This is a genomic window from Nocardioides marmoriginsengisoli (assembly GCF_003725695.1).
In the GTDB taxonomy this organism is placed as follows: Bacteria; Actinomycetota; Actinomycetes; order Propionibacteriales; family Nocardioidaceae; genus Marmoricola; species Marmoricola marmoriginsengisoli.
In genome coordinates, this window is record NZ_RJSE01000008.1 from 216,740 (window position 1) to 236,639 (window position 19,900).

Genomic DNA, 19,900 nt, shown 5'->3' on the forward strand with positions numbered 1-19,900 from the left:
TATCCACAGGCTCGGAACGGAGCGGCATCGCGATCCGCTCAGCCCGGTATGATCCTCGCCATGTCTCGTGTCTTGGACCGTAGCTAGTGGGGCCGGTTGTGACCCCGCGTACTACCGGTGTCGTCATCCTCAACTACGGCGATCCAGGAGACACGCTCCGTTGCCTGCGGTCCCTGGAGAACTCCACCGACCTCGACATGGACATCCTCGTCGTCAACAACGGGCCCGAGGATGCGCTCCACGAGGAGCTGGTGCGCGAGGTCGGCAGCCGGGCCTCGGTGATCTCGACGGGTGACAACCTCGGGTACGCCGCCGGCAACAACCTGGGCATCAGCTGGGTGATGGAGCGCGGGTGCGACCTCGTCTGGATCTTGAACCCGGACACGCTGGTGGCGCCGACGACGCTGGCGATCCTGCGCGAGCACCTGGACGCCACCCCGGACTGCGGCATGGTCGGTCCCCGCCTGGTTCTCCCCGGGAAGCCGCCCCGGATCTGGTTCGACGGAGGCCTGGTCGACCTGGCGACGGCGGTCACCGAGCACGTCAACCTCGGGGTCCCGGTCCGGAAGGCTCCCGCTCCGGTGGTCCGCGACGCGGACTACGTGACCGGCGCCTCGTTGCTGGTGCGTCGCCTGGTCGTCGAGCAGGTAGGTCCGATTCCGGACCAGTACTTCCTCTACTGCGAGGAGGTGGACTGGTGTCGGCGGGTCGCTGCGGCCGGATGGCGGGTGATGGTGGACCAGCGAGCCACGATGCACCACCTCAAGCGGTCCAGCACGTCCTTGCCGAAGCCCTACTACCTCTACTACATGACCAGGAATCGCTACCTGTTCGCCGAGGACTCCCTCGGCTTGGACGGAGAGGTCGCCCTGGCCCACCTGGATCAGGTGTTCCTGGCGCCGTACCGCCGGAACGTCGAGCGGGACGCCCCCCACTGGCTCGCTGCCTTCGACGACCTGGTCGCACTCGCGAAGGCGGACGCACGCAACCGGGTCTACGGCCGCAACGACGTCATCACCCAGTACCCAAGCGCAGACGAGGAAGTTCATGTCACCCACGGAGCCTGACACTTTCGGGGCCGATCACGTTGCCGCCGAGCGGGAGATCCGCCTGCTGAAGGCACAGCTGCAGGACGCGAGGTCGCTCCTCCAGGCCGAGCGCGACCAGTTCGCCCGCGAGGTCGAGGCCGGTGCGCAGGAGCTCGCGATCCGTGACGAGCGGTTGGCCCGGATGACCCTGCGCCGCGATCGCCTCCTCGGCGAGCGCAACCGGGCGCGCGCGGAGCTGGAGGCCTACACGAGCTCCCGGTTCGTCCGGTTGACGGCTCGGATCATCCGTCGTGTTCGCCGGTTGCGGGGCCGCGGATGAGTCGGTCGCGACTGGCGCTGCCGACCGACCCCGCCGAGAACCTCGAACGTCGTGCCGACTACCAGAGGCTGATCGACGGCCATCACAAGACCGGTCCCGGTGAACGCGTGGTCCTGGCGGTCTCGACCCTCGATCTCGACCTGGGCCGTGGTGACCTCTACGTCGCGGTAGGCCTCGGGCTCGAGCTGGTCGAGCGCGGCTACGGCGTCGAGCTGCTGCCCCGTGCGGACTGGCACCTGGCCGGGACCGCGGACATCTTCATCGCGATGATGCCGGATGCGGACGCCTCGATGGCGCCCGCCGGATCGTGGAAGGTCGCCTGGGTCCGCAACGAGACCGAGCGCTGGGCGGTCCAGGACCGTCTCCGGGCCTTCGACCAGGTCGTCGCGAGCTCGAACCTGTCCCTGCAACGACTCAAGCGCATCAGTCCGAGCAACACCGTGGGCGTGCTCCCGATCGGCGTCGACACGAAGCTCTTCTCGCCCCCGGAGCCGGGAACGACTCGCGTGCCGACCGCCGTGACGACTGCTCACTTCTGGGGCACCGAGCGGCGCGCGCACAAGGCGCTGATGCGGTTGCCCGCCGATGCCGATGTCGCCATGTACGGGCATGCGAAGAAGGCGCCGAAGACCCTGCTGCGGTGGCACCGCGATCCGCTGCCCTACTTCGCGCTTCCGGAGATCTACCGGAGCTGCAGCTTCGTGATCGACGACATGAACGCCACGACCGTGGGTTACGGCAGTCTCAACAGCCGGCTCTTCGAGAGCGCGGCGTGCGAGAGCCTGCCGCTGATCAACGGATCCCTCGGTGTGATCGAGCTCGGGTTCCCGGAGGTGCCGCACTACACCGGCGCGTCCTCACTGGCCCAGCTCCTGACGGAGCTCCGCGGTGACCCGGCCGGAGTGCGCGCCCGAGCCGAGGAACTCGGCGACTTCGTGCGCAACGAGCACTCCTGGGGGCGCCGGGCCGACCAGTTCGTCGAGATCATCGCCGAGGGGCGGGCGACCACGTCCTCGCTCACCTACCCGATGCACTTCTTCCCGGACTACAGCGGGGGCAATCCCTACCAGGCGATGCTCCATGCGCGGCTGGACACGGTCGACGCCTACGCCGTCCCGGTGGTCCACCTCATCGGGCACCTGCGGCGCAGCATCGAGGGCGGCCGGGATCCGGGCGTGCTCAGCCTGCACTGGACCGCGCCCATCCTCCAGTGGGCCCGCGGGCCGTTCCGGGCGCGTCTCGCCCTGGACCGGCTCCAGGTGGCGCTCGACGACTTCCTCGACGCGGGCGGCCGGTTGATCTGGACCGTCCACAACGTCCTGCCCCACGACACCTCCCACCGGTGGGCGGAGCTGGAGCTCGCTCAGCTGCTCGCCGACCGCGCCGAGAAGATCCAGGTGCTGTCGGCGGCGACGCTGGATGCTGTCGAGGGGCTGTACGACCTCGATCCGCGCAAGGTGGTCCTGATCGAGCACGCGAGCTATCGCGGCGAGTACCCGGACTGGATCACGCGTGAGGCGGCACGGAAGCGTCTGGGGCTCAAGGAGGGTGAGCGGGCGCTGATCGCGCTCGGCGGCATCCGCCCCTATAAGGGCCTCGACAACCTCGTCGACGTCTTCGACGACCTGGTCGCCGAGGACCCGACCCTGCGGCTGCTGGTCGCCGGCCAACCGGTCGACGTCGACGCGGCTGCGGACCTCGAGGCCCGGTGCTCGGACAATCCCCGGGTGATCGCCTTCTTCGAGGAGGTGCCCGGCGATCAGCTCCAGGTATGGATGAAAGCAGCCGACCTCGCCGTCCTCCCGTACCGCAACATCCTGAACTCGGGGGCGTTCCTCCTCGCGCAAACCTTCGGTCTTCCGGTGGTGGCACCGCGTTCCGGCGCGCTCCGTGCGTGGGAGGAAGAACCGCACGTCCAGCTCTTCGAGCCGCGGGACCCGTCCTCGCTCGCGGCCGTGATCAGGAGCGCGCTCGACGAGTGCGTGCTGCGTCCCGAGGAGCTGCGAGCGCGCGCCCTTGCCTGTGCCGAGGAGCGCTTGCCCGAGACGATGGCCGCTCGCTTCGCCGAGGAGATCCAGCCGCTGCTGCGTCCGCGGTGAGCAGTCGTCAGCCGCTCAGCGCGGCTGGATCGTCCGATCGGTGGCCCGGGTCCTGAGGTGCTCCCGGAGGCGTCCGAGCCGACTCGTGGTTCGGGGCGGCGCCTGCGTGGCATCGCTCAGGGTGGCCAGCGCCCGTTCGGTGTCGGCTGCGTCGACCGCGGCCACGGGACCGAGGCGGACCAGGACGACGCCGTCCGCGGACACCACCTCGGCGGGCCGCAACGCGGGACTCGCCGTGACGGCGGTGAGCAGCGCATCGCGGCCGGCGGCCTCAGCGACCTCGTCGGCCATCCCCAGCAGCACCTGCTCGGGCAGCGCGCCTCCGGTCATGGCGGCGAGGAAGGCGGTTGTCTCCGGGCCTACGACCAGGCCCAGCGAAACCACGGTGGACAGGTCGACCTCGGCACCGAAGTCCTCGTACGACGTCACCCGCGCGTCGTCGACCAGGGCGCCGAACATCCGGGCTGCCTCGATGCGACGGGGCCCGACCACGACGGCACGCTGCGGTCCGGATCCTGGGCCAGCCTGCATCGGTGCTCCTTTGTTATCGTGACCGCGTGACAGACGCCGAGGCCGGGAAAACTGGTCGGCTCATTGTGGCACCACCCGCCGGCGTCGAGCTCGAGCAGCCGCGGTTCTCGCTGGTCGTCGTGGTCCGCGCGGACGCCTCGACGGCCGGTTGCCTGGAGTCGATCGGCGCCCAGGGCGTCACTGCCAGCACGGTCGAGGTCGTGGTGGTCGACGGGTCCGGTGACGACCCGGACCGGTACGCCGAGACGGAGTCCGCCTTCGCAGGCTCGTTGGCGGGTTGCCGCACGCGCCGCCTCACCGTCGACCGGCGCTACCTCCACGAGGCCCGCGAGATCGGACTCGCCGCCGCGCGCGGTGCGAACCGGCTGGTCCTGGATTCCTCGGTCCCCGTGGCTCCCGGCCTGCTGGCGCTGCTGGGCGGGGCGGAGCCCGCAGCCGACCTGGACCTCGGCGCCCGCCTCGACCTGGCCCGGGGCCTGCTCGCGCTGGCGGACGGCGATCCGACGACGCTGCGCCGTCGCGACGAGGTACTCGCCGACCAGGTCAGCTGGATCCGGGAGCTGCTGGACGCCGACCCCGAGGCACACCCGCGGGTGGTCGCCGAGGCGCGGGCCCGGCGGGTCCACGAGCTGCCGTGGGCAGAGATCAACCGCGGTCGCGCGCGCGACCTGGCGATCCTGTTCTGCTTCGTCCCATTCATCGACACCAGCGGGCTGGTCGCGGCGCGCCGGCTCCGCGAGGCGGGCATCGTCACCGACGTGGTCTCGCAGGACATGTCCAACAGCCGGAGGACCGATCCCGTCTCCCTCCGGATCCCTGCCGAGGTCCTGGACGAGCTGCGGATGCTGCCCGGGAAGCGGCACCTGGTGAAGTGGCAGGCCGGCCGCCGGTTCGCGGAGAGCGCCCTGGAGGAGGTCGCGAAGCTGGAGGGGGAGAAGGGCCCCTACCGCTCGGTCTACAGCCGGGCGATGAATCAGCACTCGCACTTCGCCGCCGCGATCCTGAAGCTCCGGCAGCCGGAGATCCGCTGGGTGGCGGAGTTCTCGGACCCGCTCGCCTACAACGCGTACGGCGAGAGCCGGGTCGGCGACGTCGAGGACGACTGGCTCATCGAGGAGCTCACCGCGGGTTTCCGGCGGCACGGGCACGAGGTGCCGGCGATCCGGGACCAGTTCGCGTGGGCCGAGCTGGTCGCCTACGCCTTCGCCGACGAGATCATCTACACCAACGCCCACCAGCGGGACCTGATGCTCGGCTACTGCTCGGACCAGGCTCTCGCCGCACGCGCTCGCGGCATCACCCGGGTGCTGCACCACCCGGTCCCCGGTGCCGACCTGTACGACGTCGTGGCGCCGTCGTACCGGCTGGAGCGGGAGCGGGTGCACATCGGGTTCTTCGGCAACTTCTACCCGAACCGCGGGTTGTCCGAGGTGATGGACGCCCTCGGCCGGCTCGGTCCCGAGGAGCGCGACCGGGTCCAGCTGCACGTCTTCACCAGCAAGCCGCTGGGCCTCCGCCGGCTGGTGGAGGAAGCCGGTCTCACCGGCGTGATCGTCATCAACACGATGCTCGGCTACCTGGAGTACCTGAACCTGAGCACCCGGTTCGACGTGCTGCTGATCAACGACTACGCGACCAGCCCGCACTTCGTGCCGAACCCCTACCTGCCGGCGAAGCTGGCCGACTACCGGGGGAGCGGCGCCAGGATCTGGGCGCTCTACGAGGCCGGGAGCGTGCTCAGCTCGTCGGACGCGGACTTCGCGTCCCCGCTGGGCGACACCGACAGCGCCACCGCCGTCCTGCGCGACATGCTGAGCGACGTCGTGGGCGGCTGACCGGTCAGCGGAACAGCTGCCAGAGGCTGAGCGCGACCGGAGTGATCACGAAGATCAGCAGCACCAGCGCGAACACCCGGTGCGAGGTCTTGCGCCCGTCCAGGGCCGCGGCCATGGCCAGGAAGGCTCCGTCGCCGCCGGTGTAGCGGTCGACGCCCATCCGCCGTGCGTCCGCCGGGAATGGCTGCGGCGGCAGGAAGTCCTCGGGCCTGATCAGCTCGAAGTCGGGGTCGTCGTCCCCGCCGGAACCCTCCTTGGTCTCCATCGTTCGAGCGTAGGGCATCCGCAGACGAAAGCAGCCGACGTCACCGCACGGATGCGGCGACGTCGGCTGCTGTCGAGAAGCTCGGATCAGCGTCCGGCGGGAATCACTTCCAGCGCTCGGAGGCCGGCACGAAGGTCAGCTTCCGGTCACCGGTGTAGATCTGCTTCGGACGGGCGATCTTCTGCTCGGTGTCCTGGGTGAGCTCCAGCCACTGGGCCAGCCAGCCCGGCGTCCGGCCGATCGCGAACAGCACCGTGAACATCTCCGGCGGGAACTGGAACGCCTCGTAGATCAGGCCCGAGTAGAAGTCCACGTTCGGGTAGAGCCGGCGCTTGATGAAGTACTCGTCCTCGAGCGCGATCTTCTCCAGCTCCTGGGCGATCGCGAGCAGCGGGTTGACCCCGGTGACCTCGAAGACGTCGTCGCAGGCCTTCTTGATGATCGTGGCGCGCGGGTCGAAGTTCTTGTAGACGCGGTGCCCGAAGCCCATCAGCTTCTCGTTGCCGTTCTTGACGCCCTCGATGAAGGCCGGGATGTTCTCCTTCGAGCCGATCCGGCGCAGCATCCGCAGCACCGCCTCGTTGGCGCCGCCGTGCAGCGGGCCGAAGAGCGCACCGACACCGGCCGCCACGGCCGAGTACGGGTCGACCTGCGAGGAGCCGACCGAGCGGACCGCGTTGGTCGAGCAGTTCTGCTCGTGGTCGGCGTGCAGGATGAAGAGCACGTCGAGCGCCTTGACCAGGCGCGGGTCGGCCTCGAACCGGAGCTCGCTCATCTTGAAGAGCATCGAGAGGAAGTTCTCGGTGTAGCTGAGCTCGTTGTCCGGGTAGACGTAGGGCTTGCCCTGCGCGTGCCGGAAGGCCCAGGCGCCCAGGGTCGGCATCTTCGAGATCATCCGGACGATCTGGATGTGCCGGTTCTCCGGGTCGTGGATGTTCTTGGCCTCGGGGTAGAACGTCGACAGGGCGCCGACCGAGGCCATCAGCATGCCCATCGGGTGGGCGTCGTACCGGAAGCCCTGCATGAAGCCCTTGACGTTCTCGTGCACGAACGTGTGGTAGGTGATCTCGTGCACCCAGGAGTCGTACTGCTCCTTGGTGGGCAGCTCGCCGTACACGAGCAGGTAGGCGACCTCGAGGAAGTTGGACTTCTCGGCCAGCTGCTCGATCGGGTATCCGCGGTACTCGAGGATGCCCTTGTCGCCATCGATGAAGGTGACGGCGCTCTTGGTCGATGCGGTGTTCACGAAGCCGGGGTCGTACGTCGCCAGACCCGGCTCGTCGTCGTTCAGCTTGATCGCTCCAAGGTCGGCGGCCTTGATGGTGCCGTCGGCGATCGGAATGTCGTACTCCTTGCCGGTCCGGTTGTCCCGGACGGTCAGGGAGTTGTTGTCGTCAGACACAAGGGCTCCTTCGCACTCGGTCGTTCTCTGCAGATCCATGGGCAGATTCCTGGGGTGCCGCCGGTGATGTCGGCGGCGCAGTTCCCACGGACAACCTATTCCCTGGCCGAAGGCGGTCGCCAACCCGTCTCTCGTTTTGACCCTTCGGGGCGTACGCCGGTAGTCTTACCGGTCGCGACTCCTGCCGCGCCACGTCCCTCGCACGGGACGGGGTGCAGACCCGGACGCTCATGAGCCGGGCAGTGTTCGTCAGAAGCCGTAGCAGCACCGTCGAATCGGGGATTTCCCGGTCCGGCTACGAACGAGGATTAAGGCATACACGTGCGTACGTACAGCCCCAAGCCCGCGGACATCCAGCGCGAGTGGCTCATCATCGACGCCACCGACGTCGTCCTCGGACGGCTCGCCGTCCAGGCCGCCACGCTCCTGCGCGGCAAGCACAAGACCATCTTCGCCCCGCACATGGACACCGGTGACTTCGTCATCATCGTGAACGCCTCCAAGGTGCACCTCTCGGGCGACAAGGCCACCAAGAAGCTGACCTACCGTCACTCCGGCTACCCGGGCGGTCTGACCCAGACCCCGATCGGCGAGCTGCTGGAGAAGGACGCCCGCAAGGCCATCGAGAACGCGGTCTGGGGCATGCTCCCCAAGAACCGCCTCGGTCGTCAGATGCTCAAGAAGCTCAAGGTGTACTCCGGCCCGGAGCACCCGCACGCGGCCCAGCAGGCCAAGCCCTTCGAGATCTCCCAGATCTCCCAGTAGACATTCGTAGATCGAGGATTCTGACGTGACTGAGAACGTGAACGAGACTGCCGAGGTCGAGCTCGAGGAGACCTACGAGGTCAACGAGGACGGCGTCGCCTACTCCTCCGAGAGCGCCCCGAGCCTGGAGACGCCGGCCCGCCCGGCGACCATCGCGCCCGCCGGCGCCACCGGCCGCCGCAAGGAGGCCGTCGCCCGTGTCCGGATCGTCCCGGGCACCGGCCAGTGGACCGTCAACGGCCGCACCCTGGAGAGCTACTTCCCGAACAAGCTGCACCAGCAGGTCGTGAACGAGCCGTTCGCGAACCTTCAGCTGGAGGGCCGCTTCGACGTGATCGCCCGGATCCACGGCGGTGGCATCACCGGTCAGGCCGGCGCCCTGCGCCTCGGCGTGGCCCGCTGCCTCAACGAGGTCGACGTCGAGGCCAACCGCCCGTCGCTCAAGAAGGCCGGGCTGCTCACGCGTGACGCCCGCGTCATCGAGCGCAAGAAGGCCGGTCTCAAGAAGGCCCGCAAGGCACCGCAGTTCAGCAAGCGCTGATCGGGCTCCCTGCCTCTATGGCAAAGCTCTTCGGCACGGACGGGGTCCGGGGTCTGGCCAACGGTGTTCTCACCGCTGAGCTGGCCCTGGACCTTTCCGTTTCCGCAGCGCACGTGCTCGCCGAGCGCGGTACCTTCTCCGGCCACCGGCCGTTCGCGGTCGTCGGCCGCGACACCCGGATCTCGGGCCAGTTCCTGGAGGCCGCCGTGGTGGCCGGGCTGGCCTCGGCCGGGGTCGACGTGATCCTGCTCGGCGAGCTGCCGACCCCGGGCGTCGCGTTCCTGACCGACGCCCTCGGCGCCGACCTGGGCGTGATGCTCTCGGCGTCGCACAACGCGATGCCGGACAACGGGATCAAATTCCTCGCCCGCGGCGGCGTCAAGCTCGACGACGCCATCGAGGACGCCATCGAGAAGCGGCTCGAGGAGCCGTGGGAGCGTCCGACCGGCGGTGACGTCGGCCGGGTCCGGACCCATCCGACGGCGATCGCGGAGTACGCCGCGCACCTGGACTCGACCCTGAAGAACCGGCTCGAGGGCCTCAAGGTGGTGCTGGACTGCGCCCACGGGGCGGCGTCCGTCGCCGGTCCGACCGCGCTGCGCGAGGCCGGGGCCGAGGTGGTCGCCATCTGCGCCGAGCCGGACGGGCTGAACATCAACGAGGGCTGCGGCTCGACCCACCTCGAGGTGCTCCAGGCAGCCGTCCTCGAGCACGGCGCCGATGTCGGGTTCGCTCTCGACGGCGACGCCGACCGCTGCCTGGCCGTGGACGCGTCCGGCCGGATCGTCGACGGCGACCAGATCCTGGCGATCCTGGCGATCGCGCTGCGCGAGCAGGGCCGGCTCGCCGCCGACACCGTCGTCGCGACCGTGATGTCGAACCTGGGATTCGTGCAGGCGATGAAGACTGCCGGGATCACCGTCGAGCAGACGGCCGTCGGCGACCGCTACGTGCTGGAGGCGATGAAGGCCTCGGCGCACACCCTCGGCGGGGAGCAGTCCGGCCACGTCATCATGAGCGAGCACGCCACCACGGGCGACGGCATCCTGACCGCGCTCCAGGTCCTCGACCGGATGGTGGAGACCGGGTCCTCGATCGCCGACCTCGCTTCAGTGATGGTCCGGCTGCCGCAGGTCCTGGTCAACGTCCCCGGGGTCGACAAGGCCCGGACGCACGCCGACGAGGCGCTCGCCGCGGCGGTCGGTGAGGCCGAGTCCGAGCTGGGGGAGAGCGGCCGGGTGCTGCTGCGTCCCTCCGGCACCGAGCCCCTGGTCCGGGTGATGGTCGAGGCCGCCACCGCGGAGCAGGCGCAGGCGGTCGCCGAGCGGCTGGCTGACGTCGTACGGGAGCGGTTGAGCTTCTAGTCCGGGTCAGTGGTGTCCGACGCGAGCCTCGTGCTCTTCCTCGGTCTCGTCGCCGTGGCCGGGCCACCAGGCGGCGTGCCCGATCAGCGCGGTGAGGGCAGGTGTGAAGAACATCGCCATGACGAAGGCAGAGATCATGATGCCGAACGCGACGGAGAAGCCCATCATCACGAGGAACGAATTTCCGCCGAGCATCAGCGCAGCGAAGGTGCCCGCCAGGATCACGCCGGCGACGGCGATCGTCGGACCTGAGTGGCGCACGGCTTCCGCGGCAGCGGCCCTAGGTTCCTTGCCCGAGCGGGCCTCCTCGCGCAGGCGGCTGATCATCAGGATGTTGTAGTCGGTGCCTAGTGCGACGACGAAGAGGTAGATCAGCAACGGGAGCATGAAGACGATCCCGTCATCGCCCTTCAGGTGCTGGAACACGATGACCGCTGCGCCCAGGGTTGCTCCGAAACCGAGGCCCACGGACAGCATCAGGTACCAAGGTGCGACGAGCGATCGGAGGACCAGGCCAAGGATCACCATGATGATCAAGGCTGCGATCGGGAACACGACGGAGTAGTCCCGGTTCATCGCGGCCTGGAAGTCGACGAACACCGAGGCGAGGCCGCCGACGTAGGCGTCAGCCCCGTCAGGTGCTGCATCCTGCACGGTGGGTCGCAGGTCGTCCTTGATCACTCGGAGCGCAGCATCGGTGGAGGGGTCGTCCTTCAGGGTGACCATCACTAGCGCGGTCTTCCCGTCCGCGGAGGGAACTGCCTGCTTGGCGACCTCGGCGACGCCGTGGACGGACTCGAGCCTGGTGCGGAACGTGTCCAGCTCGCCACTGTCGAGCTTCTGGTTCGACTTGAGTACGACGGGTGTCGGCTGGGTGGCGCCTGCCGAGAAGCCACCCTTCTCCAGGGTGTCAGTTCCCTTTGCCGACTCCGTGCTCGACGAGGAGTTGCTGTCGCTCAGGTCGAAGGTCGGGTTGTACCCGGTGCCGACGAAGATGAAGAGCGTCAAGAAGACGAGAGCGCTGCCCGAGGCGAGGACGTAGCGAACCGGATGCCTTCCGACCGAGGAGCCGATGCTTCCGAACCGCGTTCCCGAGGACGGGAGATGCCACTTCTTCGACGGCCAGAACAATCCTCGGCCGAGCAAGGTCACGACTGCAGGGACCAGGGTCAGCGCTGCCAGCAGCATCACGGTGACGGCGATGGCGAGGGCAGGGCCCATCGACTTGAACATGCCCAGGGACGAGAGCGTCAGCGTCATGAAGGCGACGATGACGGCGCCGCCGGCGGAGGCGATGGCCTCGCCAGCGCGCGCGACCGCGTAGGACGCGGAGTCGCGATGCTCGGAGCCTTCACGTCGGCGCTCGCGGAAGCGGAAGAGGTAGAAGAGGAAGTAGTCGGTGCCGATGCCGAAGAGGACCACCCCGAGGATGATGCTCAGAGAGGTGTCGACCTGGAGGTCGAATGCTTCTGCCGCCATCGCAATCAGGCCGCGCGAGATGATGTACACGACCACGACCACGAGAATCGGCGTGATCGCAGCGAGGACGCTTCTGAAGATGAAGCCGAGCAGCACGATGATCAGGATGATCGTCGCCATCATCACGATCGCCTCGGCGTTGGCGCCTGACTGGGTCTGGTCGTAGCCCTGGGCCAGGTTGCCTGTGGTTTGCGCGCGCAGGTCAGTGCCCCGGATCAAGTCCTTCAGGTCTTCGCGCATGGTCTCGACCTGGTCGAGGTCGGACTCGTTCTGGCCAGTCACGCCGTCTGCCAGGCCAATATTGACGATACCTACGGTCGGCTGGGCAACGGGTGGGTACTGCGGCGCGGCGGCCTCCGTGAACGCAGAACCCAGCTTCAGCTCAGCCTTGACCCGGTCGATGTCCTGCTTGTCATCCGCGGTCAGCGGCTTGCCATCGGTTCGGTCGAAGACGATCGTCGCGCCGTTGTCCCGTTGCTGGGGGAACGCGTCCGCCAGAATGTCGGTCGCCTTGATCGACTCGTAGTGCTTCGGCAGGAAGTCGGCTTGCTCCGTGGTGGACTTCAGCCCCGGAGCGAACGCGATGATGAGCACAGCGGCTACGGCCCATGCGCCGAGCACGTACCAGGGGAAACGAGTTACGAAACGACCGAGGGCAGCAAACATGGATTCACCCTAAATCCTGGACAGGTGTCCAGGCGACATCAATAAACATGGGGTGTGTCACAAGCCGGCCGCCGGCTCAGTGCCCCCGTACGGCGGCCGCGACCGCGCCGGGCACGTCGGGGTGGAAGACCGAGGGGATGATGAAGCTCGGATTGAGCTCGTCGTCCCGGACCACGTCCGCGATCGCCCGTGCCGCCCGGAGCAGCATCTCGACGGTGATCTCGGTGGCCCGCGCGTCGAGCAGCCCGCGGAAGACGCCGGGGAATGCGAGCACGTTGTTGATCTGGTTGGGGTAGTCGGACCGGCCGCTCGCCACCACCTCGGCGTACTTCGCCGCCTCGACCGGGTCGACCTCCGGGTCCGGGTTGGCGAGCGCGAACACGATCGAGCGGGCGGCCATGTCCTTGATCCACTCGGGGTCGAGGATACCGGGAGCGCTCACGCCGACGAAGACGTCCGCGTCGCGCACCGCGTCGTGCAGGCCGCCGGTCACCCGGCGCGGGTTGGTGATCTCGGCGAGCTGCTGCTGCGCGGGGCCGAGCCCCTCAAGGCCGGGCACCAGGCAGCCGACCCGGTCGTAGACGACGACATCGGTGACCCCGGCCGCCAGCAGCAGGGTGACGATGGCGGTTCCGGCCGCGCCGGCTCCGGAGACGACGACGCGCGCCTCGGTGAGCTGCTTGTCGACGACCCGGAGCGCGTTGGTCAGCGCGGCGACGACGACGATCGCGGTGCCGTGCTGGTCGTCGTGGAAGACCGGGATGTCGAGGCGCTCCCGGAGGCGCTGCTCGATCTCGAAGCAGCGCGGCGCCGCGATGTCCTCCAGGTTGATCCCGCCGAAGCCCGGCGCGATCAGCTCGACGGCCCGGACGATCTCGTCGGTGTCCTGGGTGTCCAGGCAGATCGGCCACGCGTCGATGTTGGCGAACCGCTTGAACAGCGCTGCCTTGCCCTCCATCACCGGGAGCGCCGCCCCCGGCCCGATGTTGCCCAGGCCGAGCACCGCGGACCCGTCGGTGACCACCGCGACCGAGTTGCCCTTGATGGTCAGCCGGGACACGTCGTCCGGGTTCTCCGCGATCGCCATGCAGACCCGGCCCACCCCCGGGGTGTAGGCCATCGACAGGTCGTCGCGGGTCTTCAGCGGCACCTTCGAGGCGACCTCGATCTTGCCGCCGAGGTGCAGCAGGAAGGTCCGGTCGCTGACCTTGTGGACCTCGACGCCCGCCAGCGCGCCGACCGCGTCCTGGAGCTGGAGCGCGTGCTCGCCGTCCGCGGCCGAGCAGGTGACGTCGAGCCGGAGCCGGGTCGGGCTCGACTCCACGACGTCGATGCCGGTCACCACCCCGCCGGCTGCGGCGATCGCGGTCGCGGCCTCGCCGACGATGCCGTGGTCCGGAGGGGTGTGCAGCCGCATGGTGATCGAGTAGGAGGAGGTCGTCGCAGTCTTGGCCATCTCGCAACATTGACTCCCTCTCGGGGTTACGGGCAAGTACGGTTCCTCGGGTGAGCTTCGTCCTGGTGGATCGCCCCGTGCCCGAGGTCGCTGTGGTGACCCTCAACCGTCCTGAGCGGATGAACGCGATGGCGTTCGACGTGATGGTGCCGTTCGTCGAGCAGCTGCGGGAGCTCGGCCACGACAACAGCATCCGCGCGGTGGTCGTCACCGGCGCCGGCAAGGGCTTCTGCTCCGGGGCCGATCAGGAGTCCGCGGGGACCCCGCCGTACGTCGAGGGGCTGACCCGGCCGACGTACGCGCTGCGCTCGATGGAGATGCTCGAGGACATCACCCGGACCCTCCGCGGCCTGCACCAGCCGGTGATCGCCGCGATCAACGGCGCCGCGATCGGGGGCGGGCTCTGCCTGAGCCTGGCCTGCGACATCCGGGTGGCGTCCCCGGCGGCGTACTTCCGGGCGGCCGGGATCAACAACGGCCTGACCGCCAGCGAGCTCGGCCTCTCCTACCTGCTGCCGCGGGCGATCGGCTCCTCGCGCGCCGCCGAGATCATGCTGACCGGCCGCGACGTCGGTGCCGAGGAGGCCGAGCGGATCGGCCTGGTCAGCGAGCTCGCCGACGACGTCGTCGGTCGTGCTGTCGAGATCGGCCAGCGGATCGCCGGCTTCTCCCAGCCCGGGATCGAGCTCACCAAGCGGACCCTCGTCCACGGCCTGGACGCCTCCTCGCTGGACGGTCACATGCAGGCCGAGGGGCTGGGCCAGCTCTACCTGCGGATCCTCACCGACAACTTCGAGGAGGCGACCCGCGCGCGGAAGGAAGGGCGTCCGGCGAAGTTCAGCGACTCCCGCTAGGGGCGAGTACGGCGACGCAGTAGTCGTCGCTCGGCGCCCCGAGCTCGTAGGTGCCGAAGCGGTGCTGGACGACCAGGCCGGAGGCCTCGACGTCGGCGACGAACTCCTCGACCGGGTAGTCCCGGGCGCTCCCGTGGCCGCCCGCCGGGTGGAAGCCGACCAGGATCCGGCCGCCGTCGGCGAGCAAGCCGCGCAGCCCGGTGAGCAACCGCCGCTCGGTCTCGGGCGCGAGCAGCACGATCACGTTGCCGACGAGCACGATCAGGTCGTACGACGCGGGGTGCCCGGCGGCGGTCATCGACTCCGGTGTCAGCGCCAGCAGGTCGGTCTCGACCATCGCCAGGCCCGGGTAGCGGGCGGCCGCGTCGGCCACCAGGGCCGGATCCTTCTCGGCGGCGACGACGAGGTGCCCGCGGGCCTGCAGCGCAGCCCCGATCCGGCCCATCCCGGCACCGGCGTCCAGGATCCTCGCGCCTCGGCCGACCAGCACGTCGGCCAGCCGGGCCTCGCCCTCGACGTCAGCGCCGTCGGCGATCAGCTTCGCGAACCGGGCGCCGTACCCGGCGGTCTCGCCGAGCTCCCAGCGGGTCGGCGGCAGCTCCTCGCTCACAGCTTCCGCAACCTCACCCAGCGGACCGAGTGGTCGTGGTCCTTGCGCAGCACCAGTGTCGCCCGCGACCGGGTCGGCGCCACGTTCTGCGCCAGGTTGGGACCGTTGATCTCGTCCCAGATCCGGCCGGACTCGGCGATCGCCTCCTCGGCCGACAGGCCGGCGTACTTCCCGAAGTACGACGCCGGGTCGCGGAACGCGGTCTCCCGCAGCCGCAGGAAGCGCTCGGTGTACCACTTGCGGATGTCCGTGGTCGCCGCGTCGACGTAGATGGTGAAGTCGAAGAAGTCGCTGACCGCGAGGCCGGTGCGGCCGTCCGGTCGGGTCTGCGGCGGCTGCAGCACGTTGAGCCCCTCGACGATGACGACGTCGGGCCGCTGGACGACCACCTTCTCGTCGGTGACGTCGTAGACCAGGTGGGAGTAGACAGGGGCCTCGACCTCGTCACGGCCGGACTTGATGTCGATCACGAACTTGAGCAGCGCCTTGCGGTCGTAGGACTCCGGGAAGCCCTTGCGGTGCAGGATGCCGCGCCGCTCCAGCTCGGCGTTGGGGTGGAGGAAGCCATCGGTGGTCACCAGCGCGACCTTGGGGTGCGCCGGCCAGTGCGCGAGCATCTGCTGCAGCACCCGGGCCGTCGTCGACTTGCCGACCGCCACCGAGCCGGCCAGGCCGATCACGAACGGGGTGCGCGGGGGAGTCGGGCGGTCCAGGAACTCCTCCTGGGCGCGGTGCAGGGTGCCGGCCGACTCGACGTACAGGCTGAGCAGGCGGGAGAGCGGCAGGTAGACCTGCTGGACCTCGTCGAGGTCCAGCTGCTCGCCGAGACCGCGGACCCGCTCGACCTCGTCCTCGCTCAGCGGCTGGTCTGTGTGCGCACCCAATTCGGCCCACGCCTCGCGATCGAGCTCCACGTACGGCGATGCCTCGCCGGGGTGCGTGCCGTTGGCCATGGTGATCATTCTTTCAGTCCGAGCGTTCGGCCGCCCGAGGCGGGTGGGTTCGCGCCCTAGACTTGCCCCCATGTGTGGAATCGTCGGATACGTCGGGGAGCGGCAGGCTCGCGATGTCGTGATCGAGGGACTGCGGCGCCTGGAGTACCGCGGGTACGACTCCGCGGGCATCGCGCTGGTCCAGGACGGGGCGCTGTCCACGGACAAGCGGGCCGGGAAGCTCGCGAACCTGGAGAAGGCGATCGCCGAGCACCCGCTGCCGCCGTCGACGACCGGGATCGGGCACACCCGCTGGGCCACCCACGGCGCGCCGAACGACGTCAACGCGCACCCGCACCAGGGACCGCAGCGCCGGGTGGCGGTCGTGCACAACGGCATCCTGGAGAACTTCGCGCGGCTCCGCGACGAGCTGGAGCGCGCCGACCACGACCTGCTGTCGGAGACCGACACCGAGGTGGCCGCGCACCTGCTCGAGGCCGAGGTGCTCGCCGGGGCCGATCTGACGACCGCGATGCAGAACGTCTGCCGGCGGCTCGAGGGTGCCTTCACCCTGGTCGCGGTCGACGCGCACGACCCGTCCCGCGTCGTCGCCGCTCGGCGCAACTCCCCGCTGGTGGTCGGCATCGGCGAGGGCGAGAACTTCATCGGCTCGGACGTCGCGGCGTTCATCGAGCACACCCGCGAGGCGCTCGAGCTCGGCCAGGACCAGGTCGTCACGATCACCCGCGAAGGTGTCGCGGTCAGCGACTTCGACGGCAACCCGGCCGAGGGCCGTCGCTACCACGTCGACTGGGACCTCGCCGCCGCGGAGAAGGACGGCTACGACTGGTTCATGCGCAAGGAGATCTTCGAGCAGCCGCGTGCGATCGGGGACGGACTGCTCGGCCGCCACGACGAGGCCGGTCAGCTGCAGCTCGACGAGGTCCGGATCAGCGACGACGAGCTCCGCGAGATCGACAAGATCATCATCATCGGCTGCGGCACCGCCAACTACGCCGGCATGGTCGCCAAGTACGCGATCGAGCACTGGACCCGGATCCCGTGCGAGGTCGAGCTGGCCCACGAGTTCCGCTACCGCGACCCGATCCTGACCCGGAACACCCTGGTCGTCGCGATCAGCCAGTCCGGGGAGACCGCCGACACCCTGATGGCGATCCGGCACGCGGTGAAGCAGAAGGCCCGGGTGCTGGCGATCTGCAACACCAACGGCTCGACGATCCCGCGGGAGTCCGACGCGGTCATCTACACCCACGCCGGCCCCGAGATCGGCGTCGCCTCGACCAAGGGCTTCTCGACCCAGCTGGTCGCCTGCTACCTGCTCGGCCTCTACCTCGCCCAGGTGCGGGGCAACAAGTTCGGCGACGAGATCGCGGCCGTCGTACGGGAGCTGGAGAAGATGCCGGCGCACGTGCAGCGGGTGCTGGACGACTCGGCGTCGGTCTACGAGCTGGCCCAGCGCTTCCTCGGTGCCCGGTCGGTCCTCTTCCTGGGCCGGCACGCGGGCTTCCCGGTGGCGCTCGAAGGCGCGCTGAAGCTGAAGGAGCTGGCCTACATCCACGCCGAGGGCTTCGCCGCCGGTGAGCTCAAGCACGGCCCGATCGCGCTGATCGAGGAGGGGCTGCCGGTGTTCTGCATCGTTCCGCCCCGCGGCCGGGACCAGCTGCACGACAAGATGATCAGCGCGATCCAGGAGATCCGGGCGCGCGGGGCCCTGACGATCGTGCTCGCCGAGGAGGACGACGACGAGGTCGTCCCGTACGCCGACGTCTTCATCCCGCTGCCGACGGTCCCGACCCTGCTGCAGCCGCTGGTGGCGACGATCCCGTTGCAGCTGTTCAGCTGCGAGCTGGCGACGCTGATGGGCCACGACGTGGACCAGCCGCGGAACCTGGCCAAGTCGGTCACGGTCGAGTGAGTCCGCGATGACGGTCGCGGTCGGCGTGGATGTCGTCGACATCGCCCGCTTCGAGGCCACCCTGGAACGGACGCCGGCGCTGCGGGACCGGCTGTTCACGCCCGCGGAGGCGGTCCTGCCGATCGCATCCCTCGCTGCCCGATTCGCCGCCAAGGAGGCCATCGCCAAGGCCCTGGGTGCCCCCGGGAACCTGGAGTGGCACGACGCCGAGGTGGTCTCGCTGCCGTCCGGACAGCCGACCCTGGAGATGCGCGGGACGGTCCGGGCCCGGGCCGAGGAGCTGGGGGCCAGCACGGCCCATCTCTCCCTGACCCACGATGCCGGGGTCGCGATCGCCTTCGTCACCCTGGTCTGACGGCCGCGCACGGCGGCAGCCGACCCGCTAACTTGGAGCGGTGAGGCGAGCACACACGGTGGCGCAGGTGCGGGCGGCCGAGGAGGTGGCGCTTGCGTCCCTGCCCGAGGGCGCACTGATGCAGCGGGCGGCAGCCGGGCTCGCGGTCGCGATCGCGGAGCTGCTCGGCGGGGTCTACGGACGCCGGGTGCTGCTGCTGGTCGGCTCGGGGGACAACGGCGGCGACGCCCTGTACGCCGGCGCGATGCTGGCGCGGCGCGGCGCCCGCGTGGAGGCGATCCTGCTCGGTGACCGGGTGCACCCCTCGGGCCTGGCCGCGCTGCGGGCGCTGGGCGGACGGGTGGTCGCACCGGAGGACGCCGGCGCCCCGGACCTGGTCGTGGACGGCATCGTCGGGATCGGCGGGAGGGCGGGCCTGACCCCGGCCGCGGCCGCGGCGGTCGGTCTCTTCCCGGAGGCGCTGGTCGTGGCCGTCGACGTGCCGTCGGGGGTGGCCGTCGACACCGGCGAGCTGGCCGGGGCGCACGTCCGCGCGGACCTGACCGTGACGTTCGGGACCCACCAGGTGTGCCACTTGGTCGATCCGGCCGCCGAGGCCTGCGGCGTGGTCGCGCTGGTCGGGCTCGACCTCGACCTGCCCGCGGCTCCGGTGGCGGCGCTCCAGTCCGACGACGTCGCCGCCCTGCTGCCGCGCCCCGGCCGGTTCGCGCACAAGTACACCCGGGGAGTCGTCGGCGTCCGCGGCGGCTCGGCCGCCTATCCCGGAGCCGCGGTGCTCTGCACCTCCGGAGCCAGCGCCGGCCTCGCCGGGATGGTCCGGTACGTCGGCCCCGCCGCCGACGAGGTGCGCCGCCGGCACCCCGGCATCGTCGCCTCCCAGGACGAGGCATCGGGGCGCGTGCAGGCCTGGGTGGTCGGCCCGGGCGGCGATGCCGAGGCCGAGGCAGCGCTGGCGGCGGCGCTGGCCGACGAGGTCCCGACGGTCGTGGACGCCGATGCGCTGCGGCATGTCGCTCCCGGCCGAGCCGACCTCGTGCTGACTCCGCACGCCGGCGAGCTCGCCGCCCTGCTCGGCGTCCCGCGCGAGCAGGTCGAGGCCCGGCAGCTGGAGCACGCGCGGCTGGCGGCGACGACGTACGGGGCCGTGGTGCTGCTCAAGGGGCGGCACACGCTGATCGCGCACCCGGACGGCCGGGTCCGGGTCACCACCAGCGGAGTTCCGTGGCTCGCCGTCGCCGGAGCCGGCGATGTCCTGGCCGGGGTGATCGGCTCGCTGCTCGCGGCCGGGCTCGACACCTTCGACGCCGCGTCCGTCGGCTCCTGGGTGCACGGCGCCGCGGCCGCGGTCGCCGGCGGGGGCGGTCCGGTGACCCCGGAAGGCGTCGCCGATGCCGTTGCCGGGGTCGTGCGCGACCTGCCGTTCTGAGGGAATGGGAGGATGG

At 69.9% G+C, this 19,900-nt stretch carries 18 protein-coding genes; 11 read left to right on the plus strand and 7 right to left on the minus strand.

Translation table 11 applies throughout. The annotated features are described in order from the left end of the window. The first annotated feature begins 98 nt into the window (after window positions 1-98). Genes EFK50_RS17685 through EFK50_RS17695 form a run of 3 tightly spaced genes read left to right on the plus strand, consistent with a single transcriptional unit; the run spans window position 99 to window position 3,467 of the window. On the plus strand, window positions 99-1,067 hold the full coding sequence (locus EFK50_RS17685) for a glycosyltransferase family 2 protein (RefSeq protein ID WP_183407903.1): 969 nt from the start codon (window positions 99-101) through the stop codon (window positions 1,065-1,067). Further along, window positions 1,048-1,368: a hypothetical protein gene (locus EFK50_RS17690; RefSeq protein WP_123228912.1), complete on the plus strand. Its 321-nt coding sequence runs from the start codon at window positions 1,048-1,050 to the stop codon at window positions 1,366-1,368. The genes EFK50_RS17685 and EFK50_RS17690 overlap by 20 nt, the downstream gene beginning before the upstream one ends. Further along, complete coding sequence (locus EFK50_RS17695) at window positions 1,365-3,467, plus strand: glycosyltransferase (protein ID WP_123228913.1); 2,103 nt, start codon at window positions 1,365-1,367, stop codon at window positions 3,465-3,467. The genes EFK50_RS17690 and EFK50_RS17695 overlap by 4 nt, the downstream gene beginning before the upstream one ends. Window positions 3,468-3,482: 15 nt before the next feature. Here EFK50_RS17695 and EFK50_RS17700 read toward each other — a convergent pair whose 3' ends face one another. Next, on the minus strand, window positions 3,483-3,998 hold the full coding sequence (locus EFK50_RS17700) for a hypothetical protein (RefSeq protein WP_148046222.1): 516 nt from the start codon (window positions 3,996-3,998) through the stop codon (window positions 3,483-3,485). Between the two features lie 26 nt (window positions 3,999-4,024). On the opposite strand from EFK50_RS17700, the gene EFK50_RS17705 reads away from it, so the two are divergent. Further along, complete coding sequence (locus EFK50_RS17705) at window positions 4,025-5,833, plus strand: glycosyltransferase (protein WP_148046223.1); 1,809 nt, start codon at window positions 4,025-4,027, stop codon at window positions 5,831-5,833. Window positions 5,834-5,837: 4 nt separating this feature from the next. Here the strand turns inward: EFK50_RS17705 and EFK50_RS17710 are convergent, their stop codons facing one another. Beyond that, on the minus strand, window positions 5,838-6,098 hold the full coding sequence (locus EFK50_RS17710) for a hypothetical protein (RefSeq protein WP_123228916.1): 261 nt from the start codon (window positions 6,096-6,098) through the stop codon (window positions 5,838-5,840). Window positions 6,099-6,201: 103 nt separating this feature from the next. Beyond that, window positions 6,202-7,500, minus strand: a complete 1,299-nt coding sequence (locus tag EFK50_RS17715; protein ID WP_246004223.1) for a citrate synthase — start codon at window positions 7,498-7,500, stop codon at window positions 6,202-6,204. Between the two features lie 321 nt (window positions 7,501-7,821). Between EFK50_RS17715 and rplM the strand changes: the two genes are divergently transcribed. The 3 genes from rplM to glmM are packed head-to-tail and all read left to right on the plus strand — an operon-like array spanning window position 7,822 to window position 10,170. Next, the gene (gene rplM, locus EFK50_RS17720) at window positions 7,822-8,265 is read left to right on the plus strand and encodes a 50S ribosomal protein L13 (RefSeq protein ID WP_123228918.1); all 444 of its coding nucleotides are present in this window, start codon (window positions 7,822-7,824) and stop codon (window positions 8,263-8,265) included. 25 nt (window positions 8,266-8,290) lie between these two features. Next, window positions 8,291-8,806, plus strand: a complete 516-nt coding sequence (rpsI, locus tag EFK50_RS17725; RefSeq protein ID WP_425454388.1) for a 30S ribosomal protein S9 — start codon at window positions 8,291-8,293, stop codon at window positions 8,804-8,806. Between the two features lie 17 nt (window positions 8,807-8,823). Then, entirely contained in the window at window positions 8,824-10,170 is a 1,347-nt protein-coding gene (glmM, locus tag EFK50_RS17730) for a phosphoglucosamine mutase (RefSeq protein ID WP_123228919.1), read from the plus strand. A gap of 6 nt (window positions 10,171-10,176) precedes the next feature. Here the strand turns inward: glmM and EFK50_RS17735 are convergent, their stop codons facing one another. Further along, the gene (locus EFK50_RS17735) at window positions 10,177-12,315 is read right to left on the minus strand and encodes an MMPL family transporter (protein WP_123228920.1); all 2,139 of its coding nucleotides are present in this window, start codon (window positions 12,313-12,315) and stop codon (window positions 10,177-10,179) included. Between the two features lie 76 nt (window positions 12,316-12,391). Beyond that, window positions 12,392-13,771 (minus strand): NAD-dependent malic enzyme, encoded by a 1,380-nt coding sequence (locus tag EFK50_RS17740; RefSeq protein ID WP_123228921.1) that lies wholly within the window; start codon window positions 13,769-13,771, stop codon window positions 12,392-12,394. A gap of 50 nt (window positions 13,772-13,821) precedes the next feature. Between EFK50_RS17740 and EFK50_RS17745 the strand changes: the two genes are divergently transcribed. Further along, entirely contained in the window at window positions 13,822-14,625 is an 804-nt protein-coding gene (locus tag EFK50_RS17745) for an enoyl-CoA hydratase (RefSeq protein WP_123228922.1), read from the plus strand. Here the strand turns inward: EFK50_RS17745 and EFK50_RS17750 are convergent. Next, window positions 14,609-15,235 carry a class I SAM-dependent methyltransferase gene (locus EFK50_RS17750; protein WP_123228923.1) on the minus strand — a complete coding sequence of 209 codons (627 nt, stop codon included), beginning with the start codon at window positions 15,233-15,235 and terminating at the stop codon, window positions 14,609-14,611. The two genes, EFK50_RS17745 and EFK50_RS17750, sit on opposite strands and share 17 nt — an antisense overlap. Next, on the minus strand, window positions 15,232-16,188 hold the full coding sequence (coaA, locus tag EFK50_RS17755; protein WP_221177461.1) for a type I pantothenate kinase: 957 nt from the start codon (window positions 16,186-16,188) through the stop codon (window positions 15,232-15,234). The genes EFK50_RS17750 and coaA overlap by 4 nt, the downstream gene beginning before the upstream one ends. A 70-nt stretch (window positions 16,189-16,258) precedes the next feature. On the opposite strand from coaA, the gene glmS reads away from it, so the two are divergent. From glmS to EFK50_RS17770, 3 genes are read left to right on the plus strand one after another with little or no spacing between them, the layout of a single operon-like run. Next, window positions 16,259-18,103, plus strand: a complete 1,845-nt coding sequence (gene glmS, locus EFK50_RS17760; protein ID WP_123228925.1) for a glutamine--fructose-6-phosphate transaminase (isomerizing) — start codon at window positions 16,259-16,261, stop codon at window positions 18,101-18,103. Between the two features lie 7 nt (window positions 18,104-18,110). Next, window positions 18,111-18,458, plus strand: coding sequence for a holo-ACP synthase (locus EFK50_RS17765; RefSeq protein ID WP_123228926.1), 348 nt, complete (start codon window positions 18,111-18,113; stop codon window positions 18,456-18,458). A gap of 40 nt (window positions 18,459-18,498) precedes the next feature. After that, on the plus strand, window positions 18,499-19,884 hold the full coding sequence (locus EFK50_RS17770) for an NAD(P)H-hydrate dehydratase (RefSeq protein WP_123228927.1): 1,386 nt from the start codon (window positions 18,499-18,501) through the stop codon (window positions 19,882-19,884). Window positions 19,885-19,900 lie beyond the last annotated feature (16 nt).